11 protein-coding genes are annotated in these 12,220 nt (G+C 43.3%); 7 read left to right on the forward strand and 4 right to left on the reverse strand.

Annotation, left to right across the window (positions count from 1 at the left end):
- Together NST39_RS02160 and NST39_RS02165 are read left to right on the forward strand one after the other, a co-directional pair.
- Positions 1–1,389, forward strand: a complete 1,389-nt coding sequence (locus NST39_RS02160) for an APC family permease (protein WP_341026746.1) — start codon at positions 1–3, stop codon at positions 1,387–1,389.
- The gene (locus NST39_RS02165) at positions 1,364–2,758 is read left to right on the forward strand and encodes an NAD-dependent succinate-semialdehyde dehydrogenase (RefSeq protein ID WP_341026749.1); all 1,395 of its coding nucleotides are present in this window, start codon (positions 1,364–1,366) and stop codon (positions 2,756–2,758) included. Before NST39_RS02160 ends, NST39_RS02165 begins: the two co-directional genes overlap by 26 nt.
- Before the next feature lie 48 nt (positions 2,759–2,806).
- Here the strand turns inward: NST39_RS02165 and NST39_RS02170 are convergent, their stop codons facing one another.
- The 3 genes from NST39_RS02170 to NST39_RS02180 form a co-directional block, all read right to left on the reverse strand.
- Complete coding sequence (locus tag NST39_RS02170) at positions 2,807–3,403, reverse strand: NAD(P)H-dependent oxidoreductase (protein ID WP_341026751.1); 597 nt, start codon at positions 3,401–3,403, stop codon at positions 2,807–2,809.
- A gap of 197 nt (positions 3,404–3,600) precedes the next feature.
- The gene (locus NST39_RS02175; RefSeq protein ID WP_341026754.1) at positions 3,601–4,215 is read right to left on the reverse strand and encodes a YcnI family copper-binding membrane protein; all 615 of its coding nucleotides are present in this window, start codon (positions 4,213–4,215) and stop codon (positions 3,601–3,603) included.
- 16 nt (positions 4,216–4,231) lie between these two features.
- Complete coding sequence (locus tag NST39_RS02180) at positions 4,232–5,866, reverse strand: copper resistance CopC/CopD family protein (RefSeq protein ID WP_341026755.1); 1,635 nt, start codon at positions 5,864–5,866, stop codon at positions 4,232–4,234.
- Between the two features lie 506 nt (positions 5,867–6,372).
- Between NST39_RS02180 and NST39_RS02185 the strand changes: the two genes are divergently transcribed.
- The 5 genes from NST39_RS02185 to NST39_RS02205 all read left to right on the forward strand — a co-directional run bounded on the left by NST39_RS02185 (position 6,373) and on the right by NST39_RS02205 (position 11,933).
- Positions 6,373–7,815 carry a PTS mannitol transporter subunit IICB gene (locus NST39_RS02185; protein WP_341026756.1) on the forward strand — a complete coding sequence of 481 codons (1,443 nt, stop codon included), beginning with the start codon at positions 6,373–6,375 and terminating at the stop codon, positions 7,813–7,815.
- Positions 7,816–7,910: 95 nt separating this feature from the next.
- Positions 7,911–8,345 carry a PTS sugar transporter subunit IIA gene (locus NST39_RS02190; RefSeq protein WP_012008933.1) on the forward strand — a complete coding sequence of 145 codons (435 nt, stop codon included), beginning with the start codon at positions 7,911–7,913 and terminating at the stop codon, positions 8,343–8,345.
- Position 8,346: 1 nt separating this feature from the next.
- A complete protein-coding gene (locus NST39_RS02195; RefSeq protein ID WP_341026759.1) occupies positions 8,347–9,468 on the forward strand; it encodes a mannitol-1-phosphate 5-dehydrogenase in 1,122 nt (373 codons plus the stop codon).
- Between the two features lie 97 nt (positions 9,469–9,565).
- Positions 9,566–11,314: a methyl-accepting chemotaxis protein gene (locus NST39_RS02200; protein WP_044140517.1), complete on the forward strand. Its 1,749-nt coding sequence runs from the start codon at positions 9,566–9,568 to the stop codon at positions 11,312–11,314.
- A gap of 226 nt (positions 11,315–11,540) precedes the next feature.
- Positions 11,541–11,933 carry a RidA family protein gene (locus NST39_RS02205; protein ID WP_034664057.1) on the forward strand — a complete coding sequence of 131 codons (393 nt, stop codon included), beginning with the start codon at positions 11,541–11,543 and terminating at the stop codon, positions 11,931–11,933.
- A 31-nt stretch (positions 11,934–11,964) separates the two neighbouring features.
- Here NST39_RS02205 and NST39_RS02210 read toward each other — a convergent pair whose 3' ends face one another.
- Positions 11,965–12,204, reverse strand: coding sequence for a DUF2651 family protein (locus NST39_RS02210; RefSeq protein WP_044140518.1), 240 nt, complete (start codon positions 12,202–12,204; stop codon positions 11,965–11,967).
- Between the last annotated feature and the right edge of the window lie 16 nt (positions 12,205–12,220).

The following is a 12,220-nucleotide window of genomic DNA, read 5'->3' on the forward strand; positions in this document are numbered from 1 at the left end:
ATGCAAAAACAACAAATGGCAAAAACCATGTCGCAGTCTGACGTACTGTTTTTATCCATTGGTGCAATGCTTGGATGGGGCTGGGTTGTACTTTCGGGAGATTGGATTTTAACAGCTGGATTTTTAGGCAGCGTGATTGCCTTCGTTATAGGCGGTATTCTCGTCATCTTTATTGGACTGACGTATGCTGAGCTTTCGTCTGCGATTCCAGAGACAGGCGGAGGGCTCGTCTTTGTCCAGCGGGCATTTGGAATGAAATCAGCGTTCGTCTCAGCATGGGGTGTATTGTTTGGTTATGTGTCCGTCATTACGTTTGAGGCTGTTGCCTTGCCGACAGTTATTGATTATGTGATTCCAACACAGCATGTTGGCTTCCTATGGAATATAGGGGGATGGGACGTTTATTTCACATGGGTATTGATTGGATCGGGCGGTGCATTGTTTTTAACAGCACTGAATTACATTGGGGCAAAGCCTGCAGCCATTTTTCAGTCTGTGTTCACAGTAGCGATTATTCTGACAGGTTTTCTCCTTTTAGGCGGCGCGACATTTAATGGGGATTTTGCAAACCTTGGGCCAATGTTTCAAGGCGGGGTTGGCGGTCTTATGGCCGTATTAGTCATGATTCCTTTTTTATTCGTTGGGTTTGATGTGATTCCGCAAGTAGCAGCAGAGATTAATGCGCCAAAGAAAATCATTGGGAGAATTTTAATTATCTCCATCGTGAGTGCGGTCGTATTTTATCTGCTTATTGTCTTTGGGGTAGCTGCGGGGCTATCAAAAGGACAGCTTGAAGCCTCTTCATTGGCGACAGCAGATGCCATGGTGCAGCTTCTCGGTCATCAAGCATTTGGGACAGTGCTTGTCATTGGCGGTGTAGCAGGGATTGTGACGAGCTGGAATGCTTTTATTATCGGTGCCAGCCGTATTCTATACGCGATGGCGGAAAGAGGCATGATTTCCAAATGGTTTGCGTATATTCATCCAAAGTATAAAACGCCGACAAATGCCATTTTATTTCTTGGTGCTTTGGCTTTTTTCGCTCCATTATTAGGGCGCCCTGCCCTCGTATGGATTGTCAATGCAGGTGGTGTCGGGATCATCGTCGGGTACTTAATTGTGTCCATTGCCTTTATGAGACTTCGCAAAGTGGAACCAGAGCTTGAGCGTCCATACCGCATTAAATATTGGCGGACGACAGGCGTTTTAGCCATCGGGCTAAGTCTCCTTTTTCTTTCATTTTATTTTCCAGGGATGCCGGCTTCCTTATCATGGCCAGCTGAATGGATATTGCTTTTAGGTTGGGCACTCATTGGGTATATACTATATGTAATGAATCCAAGAACGAAGGAGACGGTAGAGCATGACAAACGAACTCAAAGTGTATAATCCTGCAACAGGAGAAGAAATTGCTTCAGTTGCTCAGCATACAAAAGAACAGATCGAAGACGCCATTTCGCGCTCACATCAAGCATTCCAAGTATGGGCAAAAACGTCAGCGCATGAACGTGCCAATATCATTCGCAAGTGGTTTGATCTCATGATTGAACATAAAGAAAGGCTTGCAAAAATCATCACGGAAGAAAACGGGAAGCCGTATCAAGAAGCATTAGGCGAAATCGTTTATGCGGCTGGATATATTGAATGGTACGCAGAGGAAGCCAAACGAATCTACGGCAGAACCATTCCGTCACATACGACGAACAAACGCCTTTTCGTCACAAAGCAGCCAGTTGGTCCTGTTGCGGCCATTACACCGTGGAATTTCCCAGCAGCCATGATCACGAGAAAGGCAGCACCAGCACTTGCGGCGGGCTGTACCTTTATTGTGAAGCCTGCTGAAGACACGCCGCTGACGGCTATTGAACTTGTAAAATTAGGCCACGAAGCCGGAATTCCAGAGGATGCCCTGCAATGGGTGGTTGGAGATGGAAAAGAAGTCGGTGAAATATTCACAGATAGTCCATTGATTCGCAAAATCACGTTTACAGGCTCAACACCAGTCGGAAAGCATTTGATTAAAAACAGTGCCAGCACAGTCAAGCACGTATCCATGGAGCTTGGCGGTCATGCCCCGCTCATCGTAGACAAAGATGCCAATCTTGAACTAGCTGTCAAACAAGCAGTGGCATCTAAGTTCCGTAATGCAGGACAAACCTGTGTCTGTGCCAACCGCTTAATTGTGCATGAAGACATTCATGAGGCATTTGCTCAAGGCTTCAGCAAAGAGGTCGAAAAGCTGAAAGTGGGAAATGGCTTTGAAGAGGGCACATCCATCGGCCCAATTATCAACAAGCGTGGCTTTGATAAAATTGTCAGCCAAATTCAAGATGCAGTCGATAAAGGGGCGAAAATCCTTGTCGGCGGAGATACTCATTTCGATGATCACAAGTCGTATTATTTTGTCCAGCCAACGGTTCTCACACATGTGGACACTTCCATGAACATCATGCATGAAGAAACCTTTGGACCAGTGGCACCGATTACGACGTTCAAAACGCTAGATGAAGCGATTGAATTAGCGAACGATACACCTTTTGGTCTTGCAGCTTATTTCTTTACAGAAAATTATCGAAACGGCCTCTACATCTCAGAGAATCTTGATTACGGGATTATTGGCTGGAATGATGGCGGCCCATCGGCTGTTCAAGCACCATTCGGAGGAATGAAAGAAAGCGGAATTGGCCGTGAAGGCGGCATCGAAGGGATCGAACCCTATTTAGAAACCAAATATGTATCCATTGGTTTAGACGAATAAACGTGAAAAAGACTGTCCGAATAAGGAATCTCGGCAGTCTTTTTTATGTTAAACAGCCGGCGGGAAAAGCTGCTCCACCGTTTCTTTTGTTTCTTTCAGAATTTCGTGGATGTAATCTGCTGATGCCTGCTCCATGCTGCTGAACAAAAGCCGTTCAACAGGCTCAACCCCAATAAAATTGAAGACTTCTGTATCTGCTGTCATTCGGTGGGAAGCGGAAACGATCCGGTTAGAGTCAAGAAAGGTCCTTGGAGCATCGTGCGTGTTGATAATGACACCTTTTTTGTGCCAAAGCAGGTTTTCAATAGCCCCATACTCATTGATTTGATAAGCGAAGCCCTCAGAAAAAACGCGTTCTACATAGCCCTTTAGCATAGCGGGTAAGCCTGTCCACCAAATGGGGAAAATAAACGTTAGGACATCTGCTTGCTGAATCAGCTTCTGCTCAGTTTGAATGGCAATTGGGAGATCACCCCGTTTGATCGCAGCCTTTTCCAAGATGCTTAGTTCTGGCGAAAAACCAAGAGCATAAACATCACGAACAGTCACTTTATGACCATTGTTCAAAAGAGTGCTGACAACAAGATCTAATAAGGTTTGATTCAAGCTTTGCTGGGGATGAGCAAATATAATTAGATGGTTCATCTTATAGCCTCCTAGGTGGTCATGTGTCTCATTATGGCATGCGTCATCATCCTATTCAATCCTATATTGGTAATAATAGGTTGGGAAAATGGGGGTGATCTTCCTAGCTTGCAGGCAAAGCCTTGCATCTCGTGTTCAAATAAGGTGGAAAGAAATGAAAGCGATCGTTCCCGTGAAAACGATCGCTTACGAATCAATTATTTCTTTCTAAAAGCAAGCACAAGCGCAATCAGTGCTACGACTAGAGCAGCAATGGACAACCCTAGCACAAGTGGTGAAGGAGAATTGGAGGCTGTTTCAGATGCCTTTTCTTCCTTTGGTTTTTCTTGACCATGGGAATCCGTTACCGTATTAGATGCCACAATGTTTGTGATCGAATGCGGCTTATCAGCATCTTTATCGCCAGTCCATTCAACGACCGTTCCATCCTTATAATATTGATACGCATCCCATGCAGCTTCCCCTGCTTTTTCAGGGTTTTTCGCTACAAAAACGAATTGCTGGAACTGTCCGGCAAGCACGCCTTTACCGTTTGCTTCCCAAGTCACTCTTGTCACCTTGCCATCTTTTTCTTCAGTTGATGTTTTCCATCCAGGGACAGGCTCGTATTGTTGGAATTCTACGCCTTTAGGTATTGTCACGACAACCTTAGTCGTTGGACTGTCACTCTCAGAAGGAACTTTTAACGTATAGGTTTCCCACGCATTTGTCGCAGACGTATCAGGTTTGACTGTGACGTGAGCACTCACAGGAATCGCCAATAAAAATGAAGCGAGAAGCATTGGTAATAAAGCTTTAACGTATTTTTTCATATGGTATGAACTCCTTTTAGTTTCTTCTAATAAATGTGGTATCGATATTTTCAAAAGAACCAGTTAACGCATGGATTTCAATTTTCCAAGTGCCTTTTTCATTTAACAAGAGATTTTCAGCAGAGTAATGACCATTTTTTAATCGTTTCAGCTGAAATTCACTCGGTTTCTCTTCACCGAATAAGGCGACTTTATGGATCTTGGCTGACACAGATTGAATATCAGTAATCGTTTGTCCATCCTTCTTCGTAAATGCGACCTCGAATGTGTTTTTCCCCGGGGCATTCGGGGTAATGCTCATGGACACAATGTCACGATGCTCCACTTGGTTTGCGCCGAAGAACGGCTCAGGTGCAGGCGGAGGAGGGCTCGGAATATTGGTGAACACAGCTGTTAATAACAAAATGGCGATTCCGATGATCCACTCAGCTCGTAACGAAACGTTCTGTTTCTGTTTCTTTTCCCATCTCAGCATCAAGTAATGGACAAGCCCAAGAATGCCCATCAAGATAAATAAACCAAGCTTGATTAAAAAGGTTCGTCCGTATGCTGATTCGAAAAGAGCATCAAACGATTGCAAAATAAAGATCGCATTTACAAATCCTGAAAACACAATGAGTCCAACAGAGAGCAGTGCCCAAGGATGAAACGCCGTTAACGTATTCCGTATGAGCGGCTGATCTTCATTTGGCAGCTTCTTCAACAATAAAAGCACAATGGCTGTTAAACCACCGACCCAGATCGATGCAGAAACGAGATGGATGAAATCAAGTGACGTTGTCAGTATTTTATTATCGGTTGCTGCTGGATGTCCGATTTGTGCCTTCAGCCAGAGAAGCACTGCGAATAGGAGCAGTGGAAACAACCATACCCGAAAAGAAGTAAAATCCCCTTTTTTCATCGCAACAATGCTCCAAATGGTCAGAAGAACAAATGACACCATGAGCATCATCCACAAACTACCGCCAGAAGTCGACGCAATGGTTTCTTGTAAAAGCGATGGCTGAAATGCTCCCCAAAAAGACACGTCTGCTGCTGATTTTGTTTGAATCGGCAGCTGGAACACGAGTGCTCCGCCCATCATGATCAGTGACAATGTCAAAAGCCATTTCATTCGTTTCGCTAATACAGGTGAAATGGCTGCCCTAAACCAAAACAGTCCAAACAAAATGGTCCCGAGAAATAAGCTAAACGACGTATAAAGAAAGGCTTTGTCAATGGTCGAGGCAACATCAATAGATTCATTCGTTTGACCTTGATCTAATTGGTCAAAACCGCCATCCGCTTTGCCAATACTAAACGGGATCATGCCAGAGACAGAGTGCCCGTCTGCTGATACCGCATTCCATTGAATGGTATAAATTCCTTTTGGTAAATCCTTTTTTAAAGCAGCTTCCATGATTTTTTGATCTTTAATGACCGTATCTCCTTGATCCACACGATCACCTTTTGCATTTAGCACCTTAATGGCATGAAATCCACTTTCGATTCCTTCACTAAATGTGATAGAGACCGAAGGAGGCTGCTTCTCCAGCTCTTCATTTGCCGCTGGATTCGAGCTGACGACGTATGCATGAGCAAATGCTTCCTTTGGAATGAAAAAAGCGAACGTGACGATAAGGAGCAGAAGCCACTTACTATGTTTCAACAAGTGAATAACCGCCTTTCTACCTATGAAAATGTCTCATGTATCAGAAAGAAAGCGGCAGTAAACTGTGAGTCACAGAAAAAACCGCTCCTCCTATTGTGCCGCTCACTCTAAAAGGTAAACGAAACAAACAGCAAAATGGTTCACTTTTTCTGTGTCATGTCTGCGCAGACATTTCTTGATTGAATAGGTTTGATCATGTATAAGCCTATTCGATTTAAGAAGAGGAAACAAGAAGAGACGATTTGAAAATTGTGAAATTCCAATGAATTTTGCGTCAAAACCACGGCACGTCAATCTTTTTAACCCATTTGTCCTTTGCTCTGACAGAGAATTCACATCATATTTCAATTTTGTCACACACTAAGTGACAAAGTGACTTTTAGTTTCAATTGAAGGGAAAGTGAAAGCGTTTTACGATAAGGTTAAGGGCTTCACTGACACTTGTTCTTATATCTTTTGACCTATAAAGCCCTAAATAAAGGGAAAGAAGAAAGGAGTTTTCATAGATGCAGGAAAAAAGCGGATTCCGCGTAAAAGTACAGCGCTTTGGAAGCTATTTAAGCGGTATGATTATGCCGAATATTGGCGCATTTATCGCTTGGGGGCTCATTACGGCATTATTCATTCCGAGTGGCTATTTGCCAAATGAACAGTTAGCTTCACTTGTTGGCCCAATGATCAACTACTTACTGCCGCTCTTAATCGGTTACACAGGCGGTAAACTCGTATACGACCATCGAGGCGGGGTACTCGGTGCAACCGCGACGATTGGGGTCATAGTCGGTTCGGACATTCCAATGTTTTTAGGTGCCATGATCATGGGACCACTTGGCGGTTACTTGATTAAGAAAATTGATCAGCTCTTCAAAGATCGAATCAAATCGGGCTTTGAAATGCTTGTGAATAACTTTACGGCAGGAATTCTAGGTGCCATTCTTGTCGCGATTGCCTTCTACGCCATCGGACCAGTGGTACTTGGTCTAAATAAAGCCCTTGCGGCAGGTGTAGATATCATTGTGAATGCACATCTGCTTCCGCTGGCAAGTATTTTCATTGAACCAGCGAAAGTTTTGTTCTTAAACAATGCGATTAACCAAGGAATCTTAGGTCCTTTAGGGGTAGAGCAAGCGGCGAAGACAGGACAGTCCGTTCTGTTCTTACTTGAAACAAACCCAGGGCCAGGTTTAGGTGTTCTACTTGCATACATGTTCTTCGGAAGAGGGAATGCAAAGCAGTCTGCACCGGGTGCGATTGTCATTCAATTTTTAGGAGGAATTCATGAGATTTACTTCCCGTACATCTTAATGAAACCAAAGCTCATTTTGGCTGTTATTGCAGGGGGAGCGAGCGGCGTTCTGACCTTTACCTTGTTAAATGCAGGCTTAAAGGCTGTGCCGTCACCAGGAAGTATTATCGCTCTCATGCTGATGTCACCAAAAGGCGGACATCTTGCTGTTCTAGCAGGTGTTGTCGTGGCAGCCGTCGTATCATTCCTTGTCGCTTCTGTGATTTTAAAAGCATCAAAAGCAGTTGACGAAGACTTAACAGCAGCAACAGAAAAAATGCAGGACATGAAAGGGAAGAAAAGCGCAGCAGCAGCTGCTCTTACAGCACAAAAGGAAGGTGCTGAAGCAAATGAACAAGCAGCTTCTCCAAGCGATGTCAATCCAGATGATGTGAACAAAATCATCTTTGCCTGTGATGCAGGAATGGGCTCAAGTGCAATGGGCGCATCCATCTTAAAGAATAAAGTCAAAAAGGCAGAGCTTGATATTGATGTGACAAACACATCCATCAGCAACATTCCAAATGATGCCGATGTGGTCTTCACTCATAAAGATTTAACAGACAGAGCCAAGGCAAAATTGCCAGGCGCTGTGCATATCTCAGTTGATAATTTCTTAAACAGCCCAAAATACGATGAGCTGATTGAGAAATTGAAAAAATAACATGGTGAAACGGGTTGAGTTCAATTTTTCTTCATTGAACTCCCCGTTTTGGTTGTTTTCCTGATTTTCTATTCTAAGAAAAGGTGTGATCATTCATGAAACAAGTACTATCAAAAGACAATATTTTTCTAAACGAACAAGCAGGCTCGAAAGAAGAAGCCATTAAAAAAGCAGGTGAAGTCCTAGTGGCAAATGGCTATGTCACAAGTGATTATGTAGACAAAATGTTTGAAAGAGAAAATATTTCGTCTACATTTATGGGCAACGGGATTGCGATTCCTCATGGAACAGAAGATGCGAAAGCAGCTGTCCTTCATTCTGGGATTTCCATCATTCAAATTCCAGATGGCGTTGAATACGGCGAAGGAAATATCGCCAAAGTCGTCTTTGGCATCGCAGGTAAAAACAATGAACACCTCGATATTCTTTCTCAAATTGCGATTGTCTGTTCAGAAGAGGAAAATGTAGAGCGCATCATTCATGCAAAGGATCAGGATGAACTGATCGCCATCTTTAACGAGGTGAACTAACATGAAGGCACTTCATTTTGGAGCAGGGAATATTGGCAGAGGGTTTATCGGTTCTTTGTTAAAAACATCAGGCTTTGAGCTTGTCTTCACTGATGTAAATGAAGCGGTCATCAACGAGCTGAATGCAGGAGGAGAATACACGGTTGAACTCGCAGCACCAGGTCAGAAGCAAGAAGTAGTCGGCCCAGTGACAGCGATCAATTCTGCACAAAACCCAGTGGCATTAACAGAGGCAGTGGCATCAGCTGATTTGATTACAACAGCTGTTGGACCAACCGTTTTGAAGATCATTGCTTCATCCATTGCTGAAGGATTGAAACAGAAAAAGCCTGACCATATCATCAATATCGTGGCATGTGAAAATATGATTGGAGGCAGCTCTCATTTAAAAGAAGCTGTTTTCTCTCATCTAACAGAAGAGGAACAAGAAGCGTTATCAAAAACAGTTGGTTTTCCAAACGCTGCTGTGGACCGCATTGTGCCGATTCAGCACCATGAGGACATTCTAAAAGTATCAGTCGAGCCTTTTTTCGAGTGGGTCATTGATAAGACTGGCTTTATTGGAGATGTTCCTCAGATTGACGGAGCGACCTTTGTACAAGATTTGACGCCGTATATTGAACGCAAGCTCTTTACTGTCAATACAGGACATGCACTAGCGGCTTATGTCGGGTATCAGCAAGGCGTTCAAACGATTAAAGAAGCCGTCGATACATCAGAGATTCGCCAGGTGGTTGAAGGGGCACTGCACGAAACAGGCAGTTATTTAATCGACACATATGACTTTGGAAAAGACGAACATGATGCGTATATTCAAAAAATCATCAAACGATTCGAAAATGTTTTTATCTCCGACGAAGTCACTCGTGTCGCACGCTCTCCTCTTAGAAAGCTAGGAGCAGATGACCGTTTAATCGGTCCGGCGAAAAAGATCAAGCAGCCAGTGTACTTAATCAAAGGCATTGCTGCAGCTCTCGCTTATGACTTTGCCGAAGACGAAGAAGCGGTTCGTTTGCAGGAATTAAGAAAAGAAAAAGGCATTGAAGGTGTGCTGGAAGAAGTATGTGGCCTCACGCCAACAGATGATCTCTATCAAGCCATTCTTAAAGAAACAGCTCGATAATTAGAAAATCCCTTTCCAACGAGTGAAAGGGATTTTTTGATGACTTTTTAATACTTTACCCCATTTGTCGATATATGAAGTAAGGGGGAATTTGTATATGAAAAGGAAAATGTTTGCGTCAAGAAGTGTCTTTTTTCAATTAATGTCTGCCATTATCGTCATCACAATCTTAACCGGTGGACTTGTTGGGACAACGGGGTATTTATTAGCGAAACATGTCTTAATTGATGCGGGGAAAGCAGATTTAAAGCACATCGTCAGCGGAGCAATGGCTACACTTGAACAGTTGAATGATCGTGTAGAGAAAAAAGAACTGACGCTTGAACAGGCACAGGAACAAGCCCGTATTTACTTGAGCGGGCCAAAAAATGACAACGGGAAAGGGTACCAATTTCAAAAATCAGATTTTATTTATAAAAATAAAGGCTATCTTGTCGCGTATGGAGCAGATTATTCCTCTCAAGTCCATCCTGTCAATGACATTGGCGTCATTCCAGATAACACGACCAATCGTGAAAAAATGGTCGCTGGAGCCAAATCAGAAGGCGAGGATGCACACTATGTGACCTATTTAGATAAGGACGATGCCACTGGGGAAGAAAAGCAAAAGCTTGCCTATATGAGCCAGTTCACGCCCTGGGATTGGAGTATCGGCATCGCCGTCTTCCAGGATGAATTTTATAAAGAATTAGAGCAGATGAAGCTCTATATCATGCTCATTACAGCAGGTGTCGCTCTTCTCAGTCTTGGCGTCTTTTATTTAGCTGCTCGAGGAAAGGTCAGATTGCTCAAGCAAGTCACTGCTGCTTCAAAAGAAATTGCGGCGGGGAATCTTGAACGCACGAGTTTAAAAGAAACAACAGATGAGATTGGACAGCTGGCAAAAGGCTTTAATCATATGTCAGGAGAACTCCGGACACTTGTAAGCGGTCTACAGGAAACGAGCAGTCAACTCGTCGAATCAGCCACAGATTTATCAGCAATATCTGAAGAAACCTCAGCTAGCAGTGAAGAGATTGGCCGAGCGATTGGCGACATTTCGACTGGAACGCTTCATCAGGCATCTGACCTTGATGTAGCCAATCAACAAATGACCCAGTTCAATCAATCGATTGAGAACGTCAAAGAACAAAGTGACCAAATTAAACGAATCTCTGACCAATCAAATCAATCTTCGCAGCAGGGCCAGCAAATTGTTCAGCAATTAAAACAATCAAATGAACAATCCATTCAAGCGTCTCAAGGCATTCGAGCAGGCATTGAGCAATTAAGTACAAAAGTACAGGATATCTCTAAAATTACAGATACAATTGAAAGTATTTCAAATGAGACGAATTTACTTGCGTTGAATGCCAGCATAGAAGCAGCACGCGCAGGAGAGCACGGCAAGGGCTTCTCGGTTGTGGCGAGTGAAGTGCGAAATTTAGCTGAGCAGACAAAACAATCAGCAGTGCAAATTCAGCAAATGGTACAAGGCATTAAAGAAGAAACGACGGCAACAGCCGGCATGATGTCAAACACAATGGATCGTTTCGCTGAGTTAGATGACGCGGTACATGCAACAGAACATGAATTCAATGCCATCTCTACGTCGATTTCACAAACCATCGTTGAAACAGACGCAATGGCAAAAGAGCTGAATGCATTACTAGAGCAAAACGACCTCATCACAAAAGCCATGCTGGGCGCAGCCCATATTTCTCAGGAAAATGCCGCTGCGATCGAAGAGATCACCGCATCCACAGACGAACAAGTGACAGCCATATCCAATGTGGCAAAAGCAGCAGAAAGGCTCAATGAACTAAGCATACGATTGAATCAAGACATTGCGCGTTATCGTCTATAAACTATTTTGACTGAACGTCTCTTTTCAGGTACTATATAGTTAATCAAAACCTTGCTCACGCAATCAAAAGGAGTGTTCCGGTCATGAAAAAGAAAATATTGATGTTCTTACCTTGTGGCTATGGATACTCCACTGCTGTTTTCTTTTAGGATAGATAGAAATTGGTGAAGTCTGTCTACATGAAGAGAAATCTAGCAGAAAAATCAAAGTGAGTGAGGGACATCATATGGAAAAAATCACGAGAAAAAACCCAGAAAGTATGCCGAAGCCCGTTGGCAGCTATAGTCATATCACAAGAGTACCAAAGGGCGCGGGATTATTTGTTACATCCGGTCAAGTCGGAACAGATATCGATGGACAGGTACCATCAAGTTTAAACGACCAGGTAACCAATACGTTTGAAAATATCAAAAAAATCCTTGAATCAGAAGGATTGAATGAAGAGCATGTCATCAAGGTCAATATATGGGCAACAGAAGAAATCGACTGGGATCATCTATATCCTCAGTGGGATACGATCTTCAAAACAGCTTATCCATCAATGACGGTTGCTTATGTATCAGCTTTAGGATGGCCTGAGCTGAAAATTGAAATTGAGCTATGGTGCGCCGATATTTGATCAAAAAAAGAACAGTGCAAACTGTTCTTTTTTACTTGAACCGAAACCGCTTTGTCATCCATGCAGCGATCAACGTAAAGACGGTGTAGATGACGACCCAAATGAGAAAGGATTCATCCCCGCCAATGTATGAGTACATGAGAATGACGCTGGCTAACAGGACAATCAAAGTCGGCATCCAAACATTCTTCAAAAGCATTGTGCCAAAAATGCCAATCAGCACAGAAATAATAGGGAAGCCAAATACAACGAATAAGATAAAAACAGCCATATGACTAACTCCTTTT

This window comes from Bacillus sp. FSL W8-0645 (assembly GCF_038007905.1).
Taxonomy (GTDB): Bacteria; Bacillota; Bacilli; order Bacillales; family Bacillaceae; genus Bacillus; species Bacillus pumilus.

Bases quoted from the DNA above. Each gene is read 5' to 3' on its own strand.
- NST39_RS02195 (WP_341026759.1), top strand. From the start codon at position 8,347: ATGAAGGCACTTCATTTTGGAGCAGGGAATATTGGCAGAGGGTTTATC.
- NST39_RS02160 (WP_341026746.1), top strand. From the start codon at position 1: ATGCAAAAACAACAAATGGCAAAAACCATGTCGCAGTCTGACGTACTG.
- NST39_RS02200 (WP_044140517.1), top strand. From the start codon at position 9,566: ATGAAAAGGAAAATGTTTGCGTCAAGAAGTGTCTTTTTTCAATTAATG.
- NST39_RS02170 (WP_341026751.1), bottom strand. From the start codon at position 3,403: ATGAACCATCTAATTATATTTGCTCATCCCCAGCAAAGCTTGAATCAA.
- NST39_RS02210 (WP_044140518.1), bottom strand. From the start codon at position 12,204: ATGGCTGTTTTTATCTTATTCGTTGTATTTGGCTTCCCTATTATTTCT.
- NST39_RS02165 (WP_341026749.1), top strand. From the start codon at position 1,364: ATGACAAACGAACTCAAAGTGTATAATCCTGCAACAGGAGAAGAAATT.
- NST39_RS02185 (WP_341026756.1), top strand. From the start codon at position 6,373: ATGCAGGAAAAAAGCGGATTCCGCGTAAAAGTACAGCGCTTTGGAAGC.
- NST39_RS02190 (WP_012008933.1), top strand. From the start codon at position 7,911: ATGAAACAAGTACTATCAAAAGACAATATTTTTCTAAACGAACAAGCA.
- NST39_RS02205 (WP_034664057.1), top strand. From the start codon at position 11,541: ATGGAAAAAATCACGAGAAAAAACCCAGAAAGTATGCCGAAGCCCGTT.
- NST39_RS02175 (WP_341026754.1), bottom strand. From the start codon at position 4,215: ATGAAAAAATACGTTAAAGCTTTATTACCAATGCTTCTCGCTTCATTT.